Here is a 19,412-nt window from a genome sequence, read left to right as displayed (position 1 = left end):
TGGCATCCGCTTCCTTTGCCTCCAACCGCTCGCCCGAGGCGCGTGGCGAGCAGTTCGGGGCAAGCGGGTGTCGGGCCCCGCGCCCGCGAGTAGGGTGAGCGCGATGGGCGAGAACGGATCCGACGCGTCTCGGCGCGGCCGCGTCGGCGTACGCGACGTCGCCCGGGTGGCAGGCGTATCGGCGCAGACGGTGTCGCGGGTGCTCAATGACCACGACCGGATCCGGCCCGAGACGCGCGAGCGCGTGCTCGCGGCGATGGCTGACCTCGGGTATCGCGTCAACAACGCCGCCCGCGCGCTCGGCACCCGCGAGACCCGCACGCTGGGGGTCATCGCGTCGGACGCGACGCTGTACGGGCCCTCGGTCGGCATCGCCGAACTCGAGGCCGCGGCCCGTGAAGCGGGCCGATGGATCGCGACGGCCTATGCGGATGCCGCCGACCCCGACTCCGTCGTCGCGGCAGCCGAACGCCTGCTGGCGCAGGGCGTCGACGGGCTCATCGCGCTGGCGCCGCACGCCGTGAGCCTGGCGGTGCTCGAGCGGGCGGTCGCCGGAACTCCGCTCACGGCCTTGCACTCCGGCCCGGGGGCCGAGCGGCAGGCCCAGGGGATGGCGCTCGCCGTCCACCACCTCGTCGAGCTCGGACATCGACGCATCGCCCGCCTCGCCGGGCCCCCCGCATGGCTCGAAGCCGCCGCACGAGACGACGGGATCGATCGTGCTCTCGCCGCCGCCGGCCTCTCTGCGGGTCCCCGCTGGAGCGGCGACTGGAGTGCGGCGTCGGGGGCTGTGCTGGCGGGAGAGATCGCGGGGATCGTGCGGGCCGGGGAGGGCCCGACGGCCGTTGCCGTCGCCAACGATCAGATGGCGCTCGGCCTCGTCGCGGGTCTGCGGCGCGCGGGAATCGAGGTGCCACGCGATGTCAGCGTGACGGGCTTCGACGACAACCCCGACGCCGCCTTCTACGCCCCCGCCCTCACGACCGTGCGACTGGACCTGCCGGGCGAAGCCCGGCGCGCGGTCGCCGTCGTGCGCGGTTGCGCCGAGCCCGAGGTGGCCGCCCCCGCGCTCGTCGCCCGGGCCTCGACCGCACCTCCCCGGTATCCGCTGTCCTGATCGCTCCTCCGCGGCATCCTCCGTCGGGCCCGCGCGACACGTCCCCGGCTGCGGGAGGGGTTGTTCGCGGCCGGATGTTACCGGTACCATCCCGAGCAGAAGCGGCGCCGGTTCGCCACCGCACCCCGAACCGGCCCGCAGCCAGAAACCGCACAGGTCCAATGGAGGACATCGTGACGACGCCCGACGCGCCGACCCCTGGTCGTAACCGGCCACCTGACGTCGAAGCCGCGGTCTCTGAGGCCCGCGCCGAGGTCGCGCGTCTGCACGGCGAGCTCGTGCGCTACGGCCTCGTCGTCTGGACGGGCGGCAACGTCTCGGGGCGCGTGCCGGGCGCCGATCTGTTCGTGATCAAGCCGTCCGGTGTCTCGTACGACGAGCTCACCGCCGACGACATGATCCTGTGCGACCTCGACGGCGTGGTCGTCCCCGGTTCACGCGGCAGTCATCGCAGTCCGTCGAGCGACACCGCCGCACACGCCTACGTCTACCGCGCCATGCCCGAGGTCGGGGGAGTCGTCCACACGCACTCCACCTACGCCGTCGCCTGGGCCGCCCGCGGCGAGGAGATCCCGTGCGTCATCACGGGGATGGCCGACGAGTTCGGCGGACCGATTCCCGTCGGCCCGTTCGCGGTCATCGGCGACGACTCGATCGGCCGCGGAATCGTCGAGACGCTGACCGGCCACCGCAGCCGGGCGGTGCTCATGCAGAACCACGGCCCGTTCACGATCGGGGTCACCGCGCGGGACGCCGTCAAAGCCGCCGTCATGTGCGAAGACGCCGCGCGAACCGTGCACCTGGCGCGCGAAGCAGGCCCGCTCATCCCGATCCCGCAAGAGACGATCGACCGCCTCTTCGAGCGCTATCAGCGCGTGTACGGCCAGAGCGGAGACGACCGTCGATGAGCGCCATCGCCGAAGGCCGCACGACGCTCGGCATCGAGCTCGGTTCGACCCGGATCAAGGCCTGCCTCGTCGACGCCGACGACCCGTCGCTCGTGCTCGCGACCGGTTCCCACGACTGGGAGAACCGGTTCGAGGACCGTATCTGGACGTATTCGCTCGATGACATCTGCGGTGGGATCCAGGCCTCCTACGCCGCGCTGACCGCCGACGTCCGCCAACGACACGGCGTCGCTCTCGAACGGGTCGGCGCGATCGGCGTCTCGGCGATGATGCACGGCTACCTCGCCTTCGACGACGCGGGTGAGCTCCTCGTGCCGTTCCGCACGTGGCGCAACACCACGACGGGCCCGGCCGCAGCCGAACTGACCGACCTGCTCGGGGTCAACATCCCCCTGCGCTGGTCGATCGCACACCTGCGACAGGCGGTGCTCGATGCCGAGCCGCACGTTGCGCGCATCCGATTTCTGACGACGCTCGCGGGCTACGTGCATTGGCGCTTGACCGGCCGCGCCGTGCTCGGCGTCGGCGACGCGTCGGGGATGTTCCCGATCGACGCGGCGACAGGCACGTACGACGCGGCCCTCACCGCCCGCTACGACGCGCTCGGGGGCGCAGTCCCGATCACCGCCCTGCTTCCCGAGGTGCTGACGGCGGGCGATCCGGCCGGGTGGCTCACCCTCGAGGGCGCGGCCCTGCTCGACCCGTCAGGCGCACTCGAACCCGGCGCCCTGTTCTGCGCGCCCGAGGGCGACGCGGGCACCGGGATGGTCGCGACCAACGCCGTGGCCCCGCGCACGGGCAACGTGAGCGCGGGCACCAGCATCTTCGCGATGGTCGTGCTCGAGCGCCCGCTCGCGAGCCTGCACCGTGAGCTCGATGTCGTCACGACTCCCGCCGGTGATCCGGTCGCGATGGTGCACTGCAACAACGGCGCGAGTGAGCTCGCGGCGTGGGTGGGGCTCTTCGCGAGGTTCGCCGAAGCCGCAGGCTCGTCGCTCGCCGCCGACACCGTGTTCGATGTGCTCTTCCGCGAAGCACTCGACGGCGCACCGGATGCGGGCGGAATCCTCGCCTACAACCATCTCGCCGGCGAGCCGATCGCCGGTCTGGCCGAGGGCCGGCCGCTCGTCGTCCGAACACCCGACAGTTCGCTCACCCTCGCCGACTTCATGCGGGCCCAGCTCTACGGCGTCTTCGGCACACTGGCGCTCGGCATGCGGCTGCTCACCGACGAAGGCGTCGCCCTCGACCGGATGTTCGCACACGGCGGCATGTTCCGCACGGCAGGTGTCGCGCAGCGCTTCCTCGCCGGCGCGTTGCACACCCCCGTCTCGGTGCGCAGCACCGCGTCAGAGGGAGGCGCGTGGGGTATCGCTGTGCTCGCCGCCTATGCCCGCACGACCGCACTGACGGATACCACGGCCCAGACCGCACCGTCGATTTCGTCCGGCCGCACTCGCGCGGGATCCTCCCTGTCGGCCTACCTCGATGACCGCGTCTTCGCCGATGCCGTCGTCGTGGCCGCCGACCCCGACCCGGCCGACACCGCCGGTTTCGACGCGTACCTCGGGCGCTACCGCGCCGGGCTCGCTGTCGAAGCCGCCGCCGTCGCGGCCCTCTGACCCGGTTCCGCCCGTCATGTCGCACGCGGCTTGGCTTCCGGCATCCGACCTCACCCTCACTCATGCCCCTCGAAGGACACGCTCATGACCCGCACACCCCTTTCCACCACCCTCGACGGCTACGAAGTCTGGTTCGTCACGGGCAGCCAGGGTCTCTACGGCGACGAGACGCTGCGCCAGGTCGCGGCGCAGTCGCGGGCCGTCGTCGAGGGCCTGTTGGATCTTCCCGTCACGGTCGTGTGGCAGCCCGTGCTGACGGACGCCGACAGCATCCGCCGCCTCGCGCTGGAGGCCAACGCGCGCGACGACGTCGTCGGCATCATCGCCTGGATGCACACGTTCAGCCCCGCAAAAATGTGGATCGCGGGCCTCGACTCGCTGCAGAAGCCGCTTCTGCACCTGCACACGCAGGCGAACGTCGAGCTGCCATGGGCCGACATCGACTTCGATTTCATGAACCTCAATCAGGCGGCGCACGGCGACCGCGAGTTCGGGTACATCCAGACGCGCCTGGGCGTGGCACGCAAGACGGTCGTCGGGCACGTGTCGAACTCCGCCGTGCGTCAGCAGATCGAGGATTGGCAGCGTGCCGCCGCCGGGTGGGCGGCATCCCGGACGCTCAAGCTCGCTCGATTCGGCGACAACATGCGCTACGTCGCCGTCACCGAAGGTGACAAGACCGAGGCCGAGCTGCGCTTCGGTGTGCAGGTCAACACGTGGGGCGTCAACGAGCTCGTCGAGGCAGTCGAGCAGGTGACGGATGCCGCTATCGACGACCTCGTCGCGGTCTACTGCGACGAGTACGACGTCGCGGACGAGCTGCTGCCCGGCGCCGAGCGCCACTCGTCGCTCCGCGACGGCGCGGCGATCGAGCTCGGCCTGCGCTCTTTCCTCGAGGAGGGCGGCTTCGGTGCCTTCACGACGTCGTTCGAAGATCTCGGCGCCCTGAAGCAGCTGCCGGGTCTGGCGGTTCAGCGGCTCATGGCCGGAGGTTACGGCTTCGGCGCGGAGGGAGACTGGAAGACGGCGATCCTCGTGCGCGTCGCCAACGTCATGGGTGCGGGCCTGCCGGGCGGGGCCAGCCTGATGGAGGACTACACGTACGACCTCGTCGCCGGCGATGAGAAGATCCTGGGCGCGCACATGCTCGAGGTGTCGCCCTCGCTCACGAGCGCTCGGCCGCGTCTCGAGGTGCATCCGCTCGGCATCGGCGGCAAGCACGACCCCGTCCGGCTCGTGTTCACCGCTGACCCCGGTGACGCGCTCGTGGTCGCGATGAGCGACATGCGCGACCGTTTCCGCCTCGTCGCCAACGTCGTCGAGAACATCGAAGCGCCCGACCTGCCGAAGCTCCCCGTCGGCCGCGCCGTGTGGAAGCCGGCCCCCGACTTCGCGACATCGGCGACCTGTTGGCTGATCGCGGGTGCGGCGCACCATACTGTGATGACGACCGCTGTCGGCGTGGAGGTTTTCCGCGACTTCGCCGAGATCGCGGCAACCGAGCTCGTCGTCATCGACGAGGACACGACCGTCCGGGGTTTCCAGCGCGAACTGCGATGGAACCAGGCGTATTACCGACTCGCTCAGGGAATCTGAATCCATGGCACGCACACCGACCTCGGGAACCCCGCACGTGCTCCGCGCGGGCGACTATGAGGCGCTCATCGCGAGCGTCGGCGCGACGCTGCGGTCGCTCACCCACCGCGGGCGCGACCTCGTCGTGCCGTTCGACGCCGACGAGGTGCGTCCCTCGTACCGGGGGGCCACGCTCGCCCCGTGGCCGAACCGCGTCGTCGACGGCACCTACTCCTTCGGGGGGCGGGACTTCCACCTGGCGCTCACCGAGCCCGCACGCGGCCATGCCCTGCACGGCCTGGCCGCGTGGCTCGACTTCGAGGCGATCGACAAGGGCCCCGACCACGTGACGCTCGCCGCCGCCATCCAGCCGCAGACCGCCTATCCGTGGCGCATCATCGTCTTCACGACGTATTCGCTCGGGCCCGACGGGCTGACCCAGACCGTGACGGCACGCAACGAATCGACCGAGCCCGCGCCGTGGGGCGTCGGGCCGCATCCCTATCTCGTGGCGGGCGGGGGTGCCGTCGACGACTGGACTCTCGAACTCCCCGCTGCCCAGGTGCTCACCGTGACAGACGACCGGCTCGTGCCCACCGGGCTCGTCGCGGTCGACGCCGACGACCCCGGCCGCTTCGACTTCCGCACGGCGCGTCGCATCGGCGACGTCGAGCTCGACCACGCCTACACGGACCTCGCCCGCGACAGCGACGGCGAGGTGACGGTCCGCGTGACGGATGCCGCCGGCTCCGGGGTCGCGATGACGTGGGGCGCCGCGTGCCCCTGGGTGCAGATCCACACGGCGGACAAGCCCGATCCGGCACTGAGTCGCCTGGGTCTCGCCGTCGAGCCGATGACGTGCGCACCGGACGCCTTCAACGCCGATCGCTATCCCTACGACGCCGGGCTGATCACGCTCGCGCCGGGAGAGACGACCGGAGCCGGCTGGCGTATCTCGGCGATCGACTGACGCGCTTCAAACGAAGATGCCCGTCGGGATGCATGGCATCCCGACGGGCGTCTTGCGCACTCATTCACCGGATGCCACAAGCCCCCCGAGTACTCTCCAAAGGCCTGCGCATGCTCGGCGACGGCGCAGTTCGTTCAGGGACTCAATCCCTGAAGTTCTCTTCGAACTCGTCGCGAGCGGATCCCCCGATACCGCTCCGCGTGGCCGTTACACACATCGGCCTTCATCTCATTGATCTGGTCTTACCCCGTGACAAAAACACTACGTCGCGCGCCGAAAAGGCCGATGGGGGTTGTGCTCGAGCGCGTGAATTGCTACGCGCGCGTGCGTATGCCGGGTCAGCAGCCTGTCGCATGTCGGCCCGGACGATAACCTCGGTGGGGGAGGTGCTGTGAGTAAAACCACGGATGCGATCGCCGAGGGCGTGTCCATCGCGTTCGCCGCAGCCAGGCTGGTGGTGCGCAACCACATCCTCGTCGAGACGATCGCACGCGGCGCCCCGTTCGACGTCGATCGGATCGCCCCCGTCGCCCGCGAGGCCTTGCTGTCGCTCGCTGCCGAGCAGGAGGCCGCCGCCGATCGCGCGAAGCAGCAGCGCCGGCGCGCGTGGGGCAAGTTCACCGATCCCGACGGCACCCATGACTACCGGGACCGCGACACCCGAAACCTCCGCAAGCGCGGCAAGCAATACATCGGAGTCGCGAAGGAGCTGCGCCGGCAGGCCGATGACCCCGAGGCCGTCCGTGCACTCGTCGAGGCATCGAGGGATGCCGCGTGGGGTGACGTCGAGGCGAACCTGCACCGCCGTCTCACGGTCGAGGGCATGCGCCCCGACCTCGACCCCGATTACGAGCGCATGCGCGCCGCGCGGATGCAGTCACTGCGCCTCATCGACCTGCCTCGTCTCGCGGCGAATCGGCGTCGTTCGGGCGTTCCGCAGGCCCACGAACCGGCAGAGTGACCTCGATTCGCGGCGACGCCCGGCGTGGGGTAATCTAGACGCTGGCCCGAGCGCAAGCGCGGGCCATGCGCCCGTAGCTCAATGGATAGAGCATCTGACTACGGATCAGAAGGTTAGGGGTTCGAGTCCCTTCGGGCGCACACTGTGTTGAGACAGTGAAACACCAAAAGACCCGCGGATTCCGCGGGTCTTTTGTGTTTCCGGCTGAGGCCCCACCGCTCACCGCCGCGCGTGAACGGCGGCGCGTCAGAAGACCGGCAGCCCGCCCGTCACGCCGACGACCGTGCCGCTGACGTAGCTCGCTTCGTCGGGCGACGCGAGGAAGACATAGGCGCCGGCCAGTTCGGCGGGTTGCCCGATGCGGCCCAGCGGCGTGTCCTTGCCCATGTTCGCGACGGCTTCGGGTTCTTTCGTGGCCGGCTGCAGGGGCGTCCACACGGGTCCCGGAGCGACGGCGTTTACGCGGATGCCGTCCGGTCCGAGTTCGCGCGCGAGATTCACCGTGAGGTTGTTGATGGCCGCTTTCGTGGCGGCGTAGTCGACCATCGTGACCGAGGGATCGTAGGCCTGCACGGAACTCGTGTTGATGATGCTGTCGCCCCGGCCGAGATGCTCCAGCGCCGCCTGGCTGATCCAGAGGGTCGCGTACAGGTTCGTCTCGACGGCGCGGCGCAGGTCTTCGGCTGCGAGTCCCTTGAGGCCCTCTTGGCCGCGCGCCCAGTGGAAGCCGGCGTTGTTGACGACGATGTTCAGCCCGCCGAGCTCCTCCGCGGCACGCGCGACGACGTCGCGGCAGGTCTGCTCTTCGCGAAGGTCGCCGGGCACGAGCACCGCCGTACGGCCGGCCTTCTCGATCCAGTCCGCCACTTCGCGTGCATCCTCTTCTTCTTCGGCCAGGTAGTTGATCGCGACATCGGCGCCCTCCCGGGCGAACGCGATCGCGATGGCTCGACCGATTCCCGAGTCGCCGCCCGTGATGAATGCCTTCAGCCCTTCGAGGCGCCCGCGGCCCTGCCAGGACTCCTCTCCGTGGTCCGGACGGGGATGCATCGGCCCGGTCAGCCCGGGAGGGGTCTGCTGCTGCTCGGGCATGCCCCCTTCGTCATCGGCGAGCGACTGGGCGTGCTTCGCGACGGGTGCTTCAGACATGGTGTGCTCCTTCACTCGCGGGATTCGACCCTCAGAGTAAGGAGCGCGGCGTGGCGCTGTCTGCCCCCTTTCGACCCGGGGGTGAGGGATGCTACGCGCGGGCGGCGCGGCTCAGGTCAGAGGCTCGGGAGCGGGTGCCGGCGGCGAGAAGTCGCCGGCTTCGAGTCGGAGCTTCGCGATCGACTGCGTCAGAGGCGGGATCACTTCTTCGCGGACCCGCGCGAAGACCTGCTCGTTGAGAGCGGCCGTGGCCGCCTCGGTGATCTCGTGTCCGGCGGGCGTGATGGTCAGCAGTGCGGCTCGGCCGTCGCGGGGGTGCGGGTCGCGACGCACGAGTCCGTCGCGTTCCAGGCGGGCGACCGTGTTGGTCACACTCGCGGGGTGCACCTGAAGCCGCGCCGTGGCGCTGGCCATCGGCATCGTGCCCTCTTTGCTGAACGCCAGCAGGCGCAGCATCTCGAACCGCGCGAACGACAGCGAGAACGGCCGCAGGGTCTTCTCGACCTCGGCGAGCATCAGCTGGTGCGCGCGCATGACCGATGTCACGGCCGCCATGCCGTCCGCCGCCTCGCCCCAGCCGTGCGCGATCCACTGGCGGCGCGCTTCGGCGATGGGGTCGACGTGCAACGGCTTCGGGGTCACGGGCGGGGCTCCTCTCTGGCACCTCACCGTACCGATCTTTTGATTGCAGATCAGATAGTTGAATGTCATAGTACTTTCATGACGCGAGAACTCACCCACTTCATCGGCGGCGCCCACGTCGCCGGCACCTCCGGCCGCTTCGGCGACGTCTTCGATCCGAGCACGGGTGAGGTGCAGGCTCGGGTGCCGCTAGCGACGACGGCAGAGGTGCAGGCGGCGATCGGCAACGCCGAGGCGGCGCAGGTCGAGTGGGCGGCGCAGAATCCGCAGAAGCGGGCGCGCGTCCTGCTGAAGTTCCTCGACCTCGTCGCGAAGGACACCCCATCCCTCGCGCGGTTGCTGTCGAGCGAGCACGGCAAGACCGTCCCCGATGCGATCGGAGACATCCAGCGCGGCGTCGAGGTCATCGAGTTCGCCGCGGGTGCACCCCACCTGCTGAAGGGCGAGTACTCCAGCGGCGCCGGCACGGGAATCGACGTGTACTCGATGCGTCAGCCGCTCGGCGTCGTCGCGGGGATCACACCGTTCAACTTCCCCGCCATGATCCCGCTGTGGAAGGCCGGCCCGGCTCTGGCTGCCGGTAACGCGTTCATCCTCAAGCCCAGCGAGCGCGACCCCTCGGTTCCGCTGCGGTTGGCCGAGCTCTTCCTCGAGGCGGGTCTGCCCGAGGGCGTGCTCAACGTCGTCAACGGCGACAAGGAGGCCGTCGACGCGATCCTGCACGACGACCGCGTCAAGGCCGTCGGGTTCGTGGGATCGACCCCGATCGCGCAGTACATCTACGAGACCGCCGCCGCCAACGGCAAGCGGGCGCAGTGCTTCGGCGGTGCGAAGAACCACATGATCGTCATGCCGGATGCCGACCTCGACCAGGTCGCCGATGCGCTCATCGGCGCCGGCTACGGGTCGGCAGGCGAACGCTGCATGGCGATCTCGGTCGCCGTGCCGGTCGGCAAGGCAACCGGCGACGCGCTCGCGGCGAAGCTCGCCGAGCGGGTGAAGACCCTGAAGGTCGGCCCCGCCCTCGACGAGAGCAACGACTACGGACCTCTCGTGACCGCCGAGGCGAAAAAGCGCGTCGAGCACTACATCCAGGTGGGTGTCGATGAGGGTGCGACCCTGCTCGCCGACGGGCGCGGCTACGAGGTTCCCGGCTACGAGAACGGCTTCTACCTCGGCCCGACACTGTTCGATCACGTGACGCCCGAGCACACGATCTACCGCGAGGAGATCTTCGGGCCCGTGCTGATCATCGTGCGCGCCGACGACTACGAAGAGGCACTGCGCCTTCCGTCGGAGCACGAATACGGCAACGGAGTGTCGATCTTCACGCGCGACGGCGACGCGGCCCGCGACTTCGCCGCTCGCGTCAACACCGGCATGGTGGGCGTCAACGTGCCGATTCCCGTTCCGATCGCGTACCACACGTTCGGCGGCTGGAAGAAGTCCGGGTTCGGCGACCTCAATCAGCACGGACCCGACGCGTTCCGCTTCTACACGAAGACGAAGACCGTGACGAGCCGCTGGCTGTCACACGATCTCAAGGAAGGCGCGAGCTTCGTCATCCCGACGATGCACTGATCATGAGCATGGCAATGACAGAGGAGCGCGCCGCCCTCGTCGAGGCGGTCCGCGATTTCGCCGAGGCAGCACTCGCCCCGCACGCGGGCACGTGGGATGCGGACAAGCATTTCCCGGTCGACACGCTGCGACAAGCCGGGCAGATGGGCCTGGGCGGCATCTACGCCAGCGAGGAGTTCGGCGGGTCGGGCCTGTCCCGGCAGGACGCCTTGGCGATCTTCGAAGAGCTCGCCAAGGGCGACACGACGATCGCCGCCTACATCTCGATCCACAACATGGTGGTGTGGATGATCGACACGTTCGGCACCCCCGAGCAGCGTGCGCGGTGGGTCCCCGGGCTCTCGACGATGGACGACCTCGGCAGCTACTGCCTCACCGAACCGGGTGCCGGATCGGATGCGGCCGCCATCACGACCAGCGCCCGGCGCGAGGGCGACGAGTACGTCCTCAACGGGGTGAAGCAGTTCATCTCGGGTGCCGGCTCATCGGCCGTCTACCTCGTGATGGCTCGCACGAACGGGCCCGGATCCCGGGGCATCAGCGCCATCGTCGTTCCCGCCGATACGCCCGGTCTGTCGTTCGGTCCGAATGAGAAGAAGATGGGCTGGAACGCCCAGCCGACCCGCCAGGTGATCCTCGAGGACGTGCGCGTGCCGGTCGCGAACCGACTCGGCGAAGAGGGCGACGGGTTCGGCATCGCCATGAAGGGCCTCAACGGCGGTCGCGTCAATATCGGCGCATGCTCGCTCGGCGGTGCCCAGTGGGCGCTGGACCGCGCCGTCGCATACGTGCACGACCGGCACGTGTTCGGGATGCCTCTCACGGCGAACCAGTCCGTCGTCTTCCGGCTCGCCCAGATGGAGACGGATCTGCAGGCCGCTCGGGCACTGCTCGAGCGGGCCGCCGAGAAGATGGACGCCGCCGCACCCGACGTCGCCGTCGCGTGCGCGCTCGCGAAGCGCTTCGCGACGGATGCCGCCTTCGACGTCGCCAACGCTGCGCTGCAGCTGCACGGCGGATACGGCTATCTGCACGAGTACGGCATCGAGCGGGTGGTGCGCGACCTGCGGGTGCATCAGATCCTCGAGGGAACGAATGAGATCATGCAGCTGATCGTCGGTCGAGCACTGATTGAGCAGGGCCGATGACCGTCGACGAAGGGAACCCCATGAGCACCATCGCATTCATCGGACTCGGCCATATGGGCGGTCCCATGGCCGCCAATCTCGTGACCGCAGGGCACCGTGTGCTCGGGTTCGACCTGGTGCCGGAGATCCGCGAGGCCGCCGCCGCCTCGGGCGTCGAACTCGTCGACGCGGGCACCGATGCCGCCGCAGCGGCGGACATCGTCATCACGATGCTTCCCGCCGGCCGGCACGTGCTCGCCGTCTACGGCACGCCTGACGCACCCGGGCTGCTCGCCGCCGCGCGCCCCGGCACGCTCTTCATCGACTCGTCGACGATCGCCGTCGACGAAGCGCGTCTCGCCGCCGACGCCGCGATCGCCGCGGGGCACCGTGCGCTCGACGCGCCCGTCTCGGGCGGCGTCGTCGGGGCAGAGAACGCGACGCTCGCGTTCATGGTCGGCGGCTCAGACGCCGACTTCGCCGAGGCGCTGCCCGTGCTCGAGGCGATGGGCAAGCGCATCGTGCACTGCGGAGGCTCCGGCCTCGGGCAGGCCGCCAAGGTGTGCAACAACATGATCCTCGGCATCTCGCAGATCGCCGTCGCCGAGGCCTTCGTCATCGGTGAGCGACTCGGGCTGTCGCATCAGGCGCTCTTCGACGTGTCATCCAACGCGTCGGGCCAGTGCTGGGCGCTGACGACGAACTGCCCCGTGCCCGGCCCTGTTCCGACCAGCCCGGCCAACCGCGACTACCAGCCGGGGTTCGCAGGCACCCTCATGGCGAAGGATCTTTCGCTCGCCGGTCAGGCGATCGACCTCACGGGGGTCGACGCGCGGCTCGGCACCCTCGCGCGCGACATCTACGTCGCGTTCGCCGAGGGTGACGGTGCGAACCAGGACTTCTCGGGGATCATCAACACGATCCGCCAGCACAGCGCGGCAGCACCCGTCGACGCGGACTGACGCCTACAGGCTCGGCCCCGCGCTCGCGCGCGGGGCCGGCCGAAATCACGCGTGGGGGACTGCCGCGATGATGGTCACCGTGATGTCCACGCCGTTCGGCGCGCGATAGGTGCGGCGGTCGCCGGGGTGCGAGCCGATGATCGCCTGACCCATCGGGGACTCCGGCGAGTACACGGCCATGTCGCCGACGGGACCCAGCAGAGCGCGGGCGCCGAGCAGGAAAGTCTCCTGCGATTTGTCGGATTCGAACTCGACCGTGACGCGCATGCCCGGTTCGACGAGTCCGTCGTCGGGCATCGATCCGACCTGCGCCCGGCGGATGAGGCCGCGCAGCTCGACGGCGCGAGCCGAAGAGAGGTCGTCGGCGATGGGGTTCTTGGTGAGTTCGTCCAGCTCCTGCTGCAACTGGTTCAGAGCATCCTGCGTCAGCCAGATCGGCTCTTCTGCAACAGACACGGCAACCTCCACGAGGGGAATGTATGAAGTTTCGAGCCTACCGTCGTCAGCGCGGAAACACCCCGTCGGTGATGCGACCACGTAGCCTGGTCACGTGAGCGCGTACGTCTCGGCGTTCGAGTTGTTCTCCATCGGAGTAGGACCCTCGAGTTCCCATACGGTCGGCCCCATGCGGGCGGCCCTCGATTTCGCGACCCGACTGCGTGTGCTCGGCCTGCTCGGCGATGTCGCGCGCATCACGTGCACGCTCTACGGGTCGCTGGGAGCGACGGGCATCGGCCACGGCACGCCCGACGCGATCGTCGCGGGGCTGCAGGGCCTCGAGCCGGAGACGGCGGATCCGGATGCCGTGCGGTCGGCGTGGAGCGATTGGGCCGACGGCGTTCACCTCGTGCTCGCGGGCGAGCGCCCCGTGTCCTTCGCGAAGGGCGACGTCGTCTTCGCTCCGCGCACGCGTCTGCCCGGCCACCCCAACGGCATGACGCTCGAGGCGTGGTCCCGCACGACGGCGGGGCCGATCACGGCCGAGGGTGCGGTCTTCCGCGAGACGGGGGCGGCCATGCTGCCGGCCGCGCCGGTGTCGGATGAGGGGCTCGTGCTGCGCGAGACGTACTACTCCATCGGGGGCGGGTTCATCCGCCGCGACGGTGAGCCGCCGCGCGTGCAGACACACGCGTATCCGCTGGACTTCTCGAGCGCCGACGAACTGCTCGCACTGTGTGACGAGCGCGGCATCACGATCGCCGAGGCGGCGCGCATCAACGAGCAGGCGCTGCGCAGCGACACCGAGGTCGCGGCGAAGCTCGATGCGATCTGGGACGCCATGGCCGGGTGCGTCGAGCAGGGACTGAGCGCCGAGGGCCTGCTGCCGGGCATCCTGAAGGTCAAGCGGCGTGCAGCGGTGATCCGGGCGCAGCTCGACGACGCGGAGTCCGCCGGCAACCGCGAACTGCCCGGTGAGTGGCTCGGGGCGTTCGCGCTGGCCGTCAACGAGGAGAACGCAGCGGGCGGCCGCGTCGTGACCGCACCGACGAACGGTGCGGCGGGGATCGTGCCGGCTGTCGCGATGTACTGGTGGCGCTTCCTCGCGGGGTCGGGCCTGGGCGCCGGCAACGCCGTCACCCCGTACGGCGAACTCGTCGGCAGCGCGCTGATGGGGTTCCATCCGCCCGTTCCCGAACTCGTCGAGGGGTCACCGGCCGCGCTCGCCGAGGCGAACAGACGCCGCGGCATCCGGCGCTATCTGCTCACCGCGACGGCCCTCGGGTCGCTGTTCAAGGCGAACGCGTCGATTTCGGGCGCCGAGGGCGGGTGCCAGGCCGAGGTCGGGTCGGCGTGCGCCATGGCCGCCGGTGGGCTGACCGCCGTGATGGGCGGCACGAACAGGCAGATCGAGAACGCCGCCGAGATCGCGATGGAGCACCACCTCGGTCTCACGTGCGACCCCGTCGGCGGGCTCGTGCAGATCCCGTGCATCGAGCGCAACGCGATCGCCGCGTCGACGGCTGTCACCGCGGCGCGACTCGCGCTGCGCGGCGATGGGTCGCACTTCGTGTCGCTCGACACCGTCGTCGAGACGATGCGGCAGACGGGAATCGACATGTCGACGAAGTACAAAGAGACGAGCGAGGGCGGTCTCGCCGTGAACGTCATCGAGTGCTGACGCGCTCGGGGGAATCCCACCCCTAGGATCAGACGCACTGCCGGAACGTGAGCAAGGATGCCGATGTCCCGAGATTCCCTTGCGCCCGCAGGCGCGCCCGCCCGGTCCCTCGCGCCGCTGTCCGGTCGCGTCTGGCTCACGATCGTCCTGCTGGGGCTCGTCGGGCAGCTCGCGTGGACCGTCGAGAACATGTACCTCAACGTGTTCGTGTACGACACGATCTCGACCGATCCGACCGTCATCGCGATCCTCGTCGCGGCGTCGGCGATCGCGGCGACCCTCGCCACGATGCTCGTGGGGGCGTGGTCGGACCGTGCGCGTACGCGTCGCCCGTTCATCGCGGTCGGCTACATCCTGTGGGGGCTCACGACGGCGACGTTCGGGTTCGTCCAGCCGGCGGCGGGAGCGGATGCCGCGCTCGTGGTCGGCGCGGCCGTCGTCGCCATCGTCGCGCTCGACTGCCTCATGTCGGTGTTCGGCTCGGGAGCCAACGACGCGGCCTTCAACGCCTGGGTGACCGAGTCGACCGAGCCCGGCAATCGCGGACGTGTCGACGGCGTCCTCGCGATCATGCCGCTGCTGGCGATGCTCCTCGTGTTCGGCGCGTTGGATGCACTGACCCAGGCGGGCGAGTGGCGCCTGTTCTTCGGGATCGTCGGCCTCGTGACGGCGGCCGTGGGCGCGCTCGCCTGGTTCCTCGTGCACGATCCGGCGCACATCGCACCCAGCGCCGACGGGTATCTGCGTTCGGTCGTCTACGGGCTGCGCCCCTCGTCGGTGCGGGCGAATCCGCGTCTGTATCTGCTGCTGCTCGCCTACGCGATCGTCGGCACGAGCACGCAGGTGTTCGTGCCCTACCTGATCATCTACATCCAGCGGTATCTGCGCATCGACGGCTACGCGATCGTGCTCGGCAGCGTGCTCATCATCGCCTCGATCGCGAGCGTCGTGGGCGGGCGCGTCATCGACCGGGTGGGCAAGGTCCGCGCCATCCTGCCCGCGACGGCGATCCTCGTGGCGGGTCTGATCGGGATGGTGTTCGCGCGCGACATGGTGAGTGTCATCGTCGTCGGGGCGGTCATGATGAGCGGCTTCATGCTGTCGGTCGCCGCCATCGCCGCGAGCGTGCGCGATGCGACCCCGCGTGACCGGGTCGGCGTCGTGCAGGGACTCCGCATGATCGCCGCGGTGCTCGTGCCGATGGTCATCGGTCCCTTCGTCGGTGCGGCCGTCATCATCGGTGCGAACGAGACCTACACGGATCTGGGCGTCGTCAAGCAAGTGCCCACGCCCTGGATCTTCGCAGCGGCCGCCATCGTCGCGGTGGTCGTCGTCGTTCCCGTGCTGCTGCTGCGACGCGTCCGCACGGCGGATGCCGAGGTCGCGGGATGAGTCTGCGCACACCGTGGGCGGACGCCCTCGACCCCGATGCGCCGCTGCCCGAGTACCCTCGCCCGCAGCTGATCCGGGGCGACTGGCGCAACCTCAACGGGCGCTGGCAGTACGCGTTCACACCCTTCGCGGCATCCGACCCCCTGGCCGTGGCCGACCCTGCCGCGCCGCCCTCGGCGTGGCAGGGCGAGATCACCGTGCCGTTCTCACCCGAGACGGCGCTCTCCGGCGTGGGGCGGGTGCTCGCTGCAGACGAGACGCTCTGGTATCGGCGGACCTTCGCGCCGCCGCGCCCCCTCGCCGAGGGAGAGCGCGTGATCCTGCACTTCGGCGCCGTCGATCAGTCGTGTCGTGTCGCGGTCGACGGGGTCGAGGTCGGTGCCCACACGGGCGGGTATCTGCCGTTCGCGCTCGATGTGACCGATGCGCTCGCCGAAACGAGCGAGCACGAGCTCGTCGTCGCGGTGCGTGACGTGACGGATGCCGCCTGGTTGTCCCGCGGCAAGCAGTCCGGCCGCCCAGGCGGGATCTGGTACTCGCCACAGTCAGGGATCTGGCAGACCGTGTGGGCCGAGATCGTGCCGCGGGTCGCCGTCGACACGCTCGTCCTCACCCCCGATCTGGCCGCCGGTGACCTCATCGTGAGGGTCGGCAGCATGCACGCGGCAGCCGAGGATCGGGCCGTCGTCGAGGTCAGAGCGGCGGACGAGCTCGTGGCGACGGCATCCGTCCCGGTGGGCGAATCGGTCCGCATCGCTCTGGCGGGAAGCATCCGTGCCTGGAGTCCCGAGGATCCCTTCCTCTACGACGTGCGTGTCGTGCTGGGCCGAGACCGCGTTGAGTCCTACGTCGGGATGCGCTCGTTCGGCGTCGGTGCGGACGCCTTCGGCACGCGGCGGCTTCTGCTGAACGGCGAGCCGTACGTGCACGTCGGGCTGCTCGATCAGGGCTACTGGCCCGACGGCGGGTATACGGCGCCCGCCGACGCGGCGCTCGAATACGACATCCGGCTCGCGAAGCGCATGGGCTTCACGATGCTCCGCAAGCACATCAAGATCGAGCCGCTGCGCTGGTACCACCATTGCGACCGGCTCGGCATGCTCGTGTGGCAGGACGCCGTCAACGGCGGCGAGCGCTACAACCCCCTTGTCATCACGGCGCCCGTCTTCGGCGCCCCCGCGCTTGACGACCACCGATACGCGAGGTTCGGGCGAGCGGATGCCTCGGGTCGGGACCACTACGAGACCGAATTGCGCGACATGATCGAACACCTGCGCAGTGTGCCGTCCATCGCGCTGTGGGTGCCGTTCAACGAGGGCTGGGGACAGTTCGATGCCGCCCGGATCGCGGAGGACGTGCGACGACTGGACCCGACGCGCCCGATCGATCACGCGAGCGGATGGCACGACCAGGGAGCAGGCGACGTGCGGAGCCTCCACGTGTACTTCCGCCCCGTTCGGGCTCCTCGCCGGGCGGACTCGCGCGTTCTCGCCGTCACCGAGTACGGCGGCTACAGCCTCGCCGTCCCCGGGCACACGGCGAGCGACCGCGTGTTCGGATACCGCCGCTATCGTTCGCGCGATCGTTTCGTCACCGCTCTCGAGCGTCTGCACGTGCGCGAGATCGAACCCGCGATGGCACGCGGAGTCGCGGCGACGGTGTACACGCAGCTGTCCGACGTCGAGGACGAAGTCAACGGGCTCGTCACCTACGATCGGCGGTTCGTGAAAGTGCCTGAACACGCGATGCGCCGCATCAACCACGGGCTGCGCGTCGCTGCCCGGTCCCACGAGGTGGAGAAGCCATGATCACGATTCCGCTGCCGGAACTGACCGAGCGCGTGCCGCTCACGCTGCCCAACGGCCGCCTCAACCGCGCCGCTGTGGGGTGGGCGCGCCAGCCGGTCGTCGACACCGCCGGGATCGGCCCGGGGTTCTGGGGGCGCAACAAGCGGTGGGAGTACTGGGGCATCACGACGCCGACGCACCTGCTCGCCCTCACGGTGTCCTCGATCGACTACGCCGCCGTGCACGAGGTGTGGGTCTTCGACCGCGCGACCGAGCGCCAGTGGCGTCACGGAGCGACGGTGCTGCCCGCTCGCGGCTTCACGCTGCCGCCATCGCTCGGCGAGGGCTCGGCGCGGGCTCGCGCCAAGGGCCTCGAGATCGACATCGACCCCGCGGATGCCGGGGGCACGCGCCTGCGCGCAGGCATCGCCGGCGCGGGCTTCGACGTGACGGCCGCGCTGCCGCCGGGACATGAGCGCCTCGCGGTCGTGGTTCCGTGGAGCGACACCCGGTTCCAGTACACGGTGAAGGACGTCGCGCGCCCCGCATCGGGGTCGGTGACGATCGAAGGCGTCACGTACGACGTGCCCGCGGGGGAGTCGTGGGCCGTTCTCGATCACGGCCGTGGCCGGTGGCCGTACGACATCCGCTGGAACTGGGGCGCGGGGTCGGGATTTTCACACGGTCGCCTCATCGGCATCCAGGTCGGCGCGAAGTGGACGGCGGGGACGGGATCGACCGAGAACGCGATCGTCATCGACGGGCGGCTGCACAAGATCCACGACGAGCTCGTGTGGGACTACGACATCGCCGATTGGCGACGCCCTTGGCGAATCGTCGGCGGTGGGCTGGCGGCATCCTTCACCCCTTTCCACAACAAGGTGACGCGCACGAATCTCGGGGTCGTCGCGAGCGCGACCGACCAGTGCTTCGGGTACTGGGACGGTACGTTCCGTACGCAGGCCGGAGAGTCGATCCCATTCGCCGGGGTGCTCGGATGGGCCGAAGAGGTGCACAACCGCTGGTGAGTCGTGCGCCCGGCGGTCAGCGGCGAGGGCGCCTGCGGAGCTTGGTCGTGATGGCGCGCAGCTGAGTCAGCTCGTCGTCGCTGAGCACCGACATGCGCGTCGCGATGGCAGATCCGTGCGTCGTCGCGATCCGACGGAACGCCGCGGCACCCTCATCGGTCGCGCGCACGAGCGAGCCCCGTCCGTCTTCGGGATCGGGCGCCTTCGACAGGAGGCCTCGCGCGACCATGCGGTCGACGAGGCGGGACACGCTCGGCTGGCTGATGAGCATGTTCGCCGTGACGTCACGCAGGCGCGCCGTGCGGTCGTTGCCGCGGGTCACGGTGAGAAGCACGTCATACTCCGCTTGCGTGAGACCGGTGTCCTCGAAGTCGCTGCTGATCTCGTTGAAGATCTCGTGCTGTGCGCGGAACAGGCTTTCCCAGGCGGCGATGGCGAGCCGGCGATCTGTCATGGCGTCAAGAGTACGACC

Annotated in this window: 17 protein-coding genes and 1 tRNA gene; 14 read left to right on the top strand and 4 right to left on the bottom strand. The window is 69.7% G+C overall.

What is annotated here, in order from left to right; all coding sequences use genetic code 11:
- The first annotated feature begins 103 nt into the window (after positions 1-103).
- The 7 genes from AC25Y0_RS01840 to AC25Y0_RS01810 all read left to right on the top strand — a co-directional run bounded on the left by AC25Y0_RS01840 (position 104) and on the right by AC25Y0_RS01810 (position 7,293).
- Positions 104-1,117: a LacI family DNA-binding transcriptional regulator gene (locus tag AC25Y0_RS01840; RefSeq protein ID WP_488122650.1), complete on the top strand. Its 1,014-nt coding sequence runs from the start codon at positions 104-106 to the stop codon at positions 1,115-1,117.
- 161 nt (positions 1,118-1,278) lie between these two features.
- On the top strand, positions 1,279-2,025 hold the full coding sequence (locus AC25Y0_RS01835; protein WP_488134090.1) for an L-ribulose-5-phosphate 4-epimerase: 747 nt from the start codon (positions 1,279-1,281) through the stop codon (positions 2,023-2,025).
- Positions 2,022-3,647, top strand: a complete 1,626-nt coding sequence (locus AC25Y0_RS01830) for a xylulokinase (RefSeq protein ID WP_488122648.1) — start codon at positions 2,022-2,024, stop codon at positions 3,645-3,647. Before AC25Y0_RS01835 ends, AC25Y0_RS01830 begins: the two co-directional genes overlap by 4 nt.
- Before the next feature lie 84 nt (positions 3,648-3,731).
- Positions 3,732-5,243, top strand: coding sequence for an L-arabinose isomerase (araA, locus tag AC25Y0_RS01825; RefSeq protein WP_488122647.1), 1,512 nt, complete (start codon positions 3,732-3,734; stop codon positions 5,241-5,243).
- Positions 5,244-5,247: 4 nt separating this feature from the next.
- Positions 5,248-6,192, top strand: a complete 945-nt coding sequence (locus tag AC25Y0_RS01820) for an aldose 1-epimerase family protein (RefSeq protein WP_488122646.1) — start codon at positions 5,248-5,250, stop codon at positions 6,190-6,192.
- A 391-nt stretch (positions 6,193-6,583) separates the two neighbouring features.
- Complete coding sequence (locus AC25Y0_RS01815; RefSeq protein WP_488122645.1) at positions 6,584-7,153, top strand: asparagine synthase; 570 nt, start codon at positions 6,584-6,586, stop codon at positions 7,151-7,153.
- Positions 7,154-7,220: 67 nt separating this feature from the next.
- Positions 7,221-7,293, top strand: a tRNA-Arg gene (locus tag AC25Y0_RS01810).
- Between the two features lie 106 nt (positions 7,294-7,399).
- Here AC25Y0_RS01810 and AC25Y0_RS01805 read toward each other — a convergent pair.
- Positions 7,400-8,302, bottom strand: a complete 903-nt coding sequence (locus tag AC25Y0_RS01805; protein ID WP_488134089.1) for an SDR family oxidoreductase — start codon at positions 8,300-8,302, stop codon at positions 7,400-7,402.
- A 111-nt stretch (positions 8,303-8,413) separates the two neighbouring features.
- On the bottom strand, positions 8,414-8,944 hold the full coding sequence (locus tag AC25Y0_RS01800) for a MarR family winged helix-turn-helix transcriptional regulator (protein WP_488122643.1): 531 nt from the start codon (positions 8,942-8,944) through the stop codon (positions 8,414-8,416).
- A gap of 78 nt (positions 8,945-9,022) precedes the next feature.
- On the opposite strand from AC25Y0_RS01800, the gene AC25Y0_RS01795 reads away from it, so the two are divergent.
- Genes AC25Y0_RS01795 through mmsB form a run of 3 tightly spaced genes read left to right on the top strand, consistent with a single transcriptional unit; the run spans position 9,023 to position 12,614 of the window.
- A complete protein-coding gene (locus tag AC25Y0_RS01795) occupies positions 9,023-10,525 on the top strand; it encodes a CoA-acylating methylmalonate-semialdehyde dehydrogenase (RefSeq protein WP_488122642.1) in 1,503 nt (500 codons plus the stop codon).
- An 8-nt stretch (positions 10,526-10,533) separates the two neighbouring features.
- The gene (locus tag AC25Y0_RS01790) at positions 10,534-11,673 is read left to right on the top strand and encodes an acyl-CoA dehydrogenase family protein (RefSeq protein WP_488134088.1); all 1,140 of its coding nucleotides are present in this window, start codon (positions 10,534-10,536) and stop codon (positions 11,671-11,673) included.
- A 20-nt stretch (positions 11,674-11,693) separates the two neighbouring features.
- Positions 11,694-12,614, top strand: a complete 921-nt coding sequence (gene mmsB, locus AC25Y0_RS01785; RefSeq protein ID WP_488122640.1) for a 3-hydroxyisobutyrate dehydrogenase — start codon at positions 11,694-11,696, stop codon at positions 12,612-12,614.
- 45 nt (positions 12,615-12,659) lie between these two features.
- Here mmsB and AC25Y0_RS01780 read toward each other — a convergent pair whose 3' ends face one another.
- Positions 12,660-13,070 (bottom strand): GreA/GreB family elongation factor, encoded by a 411-nt coding sequence (locus tag AC25Y0_RS01780; RefSeq protein WP_488134087.1) that lies wholly within the window; start codon positions 13,068-13,070, stop codon positions 12,660-12,662.
- Positions 13,071-13,164: 94 nt separating this feature from the next.
- Between AC25Y0_RS01780 and AC25Y0_RS01775 the strand changes: the two genes are divergently transcribed.
- From AC25Y0_RS01775 to AC25Y0_RS01760, 4 genes are all read left to right on the top strand, one after another.
- Positions 13,165-14,733: an L-serine ammonia-lyase, iron-sulfur-dependent, subunit alpha gene (locus AC25Y0_RS01775; protein ID WP_488122638.1), complete on the top strand. Its 1,569-nt coding sequence runs from the start codon at positions 13,165-13,167 to the stop codon at positions 14,731-14,733.
- A gap of 63 nt (positions 14,734-14,796) precedes the next feature.
- On the top strand, positions 14,797-16,125 hold the full coding sequence (locus AC25Y0_RS01770; RefSeq protein ID WP_488134086.1) for an MFS transporter: 1,329 nt from the start codon (positions 14,797-14,799) through the stop codon (positions 16,123-16,125).
- Positions 16,122-17,933: a glycoside hydrolase family 2 protein gene (locus AC25Y0_RS01765; protein ID WP_488134085.1), complete on the top strand. Its 1,812-nt coding sequence runs from the start codon at positions 16,122-16,124 to the stop codon at positions 17,931-17,933. Before AC25Y0_RS01770 ends, AC25Y0_RS01765 begins: the two co-directional genes overlap by 4 nt.
- The gene (locus AC25Y0_RS01760; RefSeq protein ID WP_488122635.1) at positions 17,930-18,940 is read left to right on the top strand and encodes a DUF2804 domain-containing protein; all 1,011 of its coding nucleotides are present in this window, start codon (positions 17,930-17,932) and stop codon (positions 18,938-18,940) included. The genes AC25Y0_RS01765 and AC25Y0_RS01760 overlap by 4 nt, the downstream gene beginning before the upstream one ends.
- A 16-nt stretch (positions 18,941-18,956) precedes the next feature.
- Here AC25Y0_RS01760 and AC25Y0_RS01755 read toward each other — a convergent pair whose 3' ends face one another.
- Entirely contained in the window at positions 18,957-19,394 is a 438-nt protein-coding gene (locus AC25Y0_RS01755) for a MarR family winged helix-turn-helix transcriptional regulator (protein ID WP_488122634.1), read from the bottom strand.
- Positions 19,395-19,412: the final 18 nt, after the last annotated feature.

Source organism: Microbacterium sp. Y547 (genome assembly GCF_057669785.1).
The sequence above is the reverse complement of the archived record's forward strand: the minus strand, read 5'-3'. Positions and strand labels throughout refer to the sequence as shown.

Bases quoted from the DNA above. Each gene is read 5' to 3' on its own strand.
- AC25Y0_RS01840 (WP_488122650.1), top strand. From the start codon at position 104: ATGGGCGAGAACGGATCCGACGCGTCTCGGCGCGGCCGCGTCGGCGTA.
- AC25Y0_RS01835 (WP_488134090.1), top strand. From the start codon at position 1,279: ATGGAGGACATCGTGACGACGCCCGACGCGCCGACCCCTGGTCGTAAC.
- AC25Y0_RS01830 (WP_488122648.1), top strand. From the start codon at position 2,022: ATGAGCGCCATCGCCGAAGGCCGCACGACGCTCGGCATCGAGCTCGGT.
- araA (WP_488122647.1), top strand. From the start codon at position 3,732: ATGACCCGCACACCCCTTTCCACCACCCTCGACGGCTACGAAGTCTGG.
- AC25Y0_RS01820 (WP_488122646.1), top strand. From the start codon at position 5,248: ATGGCACGCACACCGACCTCGGGAACCCCGCACGTGCTCCGCGCGGGC.
- AC25Y0_RS01805 (WP_488134089.1), bottom strand. From the start codon at position 8,302: ATGTCTGAAGCACCCGTCGCGAAGCACGCCCAGTCGCTCGCCGATGAC.
- AC25Y0_RS01795 (WP_488122642.1), top strand. From the start codon at position 9,023: ATGACGCGAGAACTCACCCACTTCATCGGCGGCGCCCACGTCGCCGGC.
- AC25Y0_RS01790 (WP_488134088.1), top strand. From the start codon at position 10,534: ATGGCAATGACAGAGGAGCGCGCCGCCCTCGTCGAGGCGGTCCGCGAT.
- mmsB (WP_488122640.1), top strand. From the start codon at position 11,694: ATGAGCACCATCGCATTCATCGGACTCGGCCATATGGGCGGTCCCATG.
- AC25Y0_RS01770 (WP_488134086.1), top strand. From the start codon at position 14,797: ATGTCCCGAGATTCCCTTGCGCCCGCAGGCGCGCCCGCCCGGTCCCTC.
- AC25Y0_RS01765 (WP_488134085.1), top strand. From the start codon at position 16,122: ATGAGTCTGCGCACACCGTGGGCGGACGCCCTCGACCCCGATGCGCCG.
- AC25Y0_RS01760 (WP_488122635.1), top strand. From the start codon at position 17,930: ATGATCACGATTCCGCTGCCGGAACTGACCGAGCGCGTGCCGCTCACG.
- AC25Y0_RS01755 (WP_488122634.1), bottom strand. From the start codon at position 19,394: ATGACAGATCGCCGGCTCGCCATCGCCGCCTGGGAAAGCCTGTTCCGC.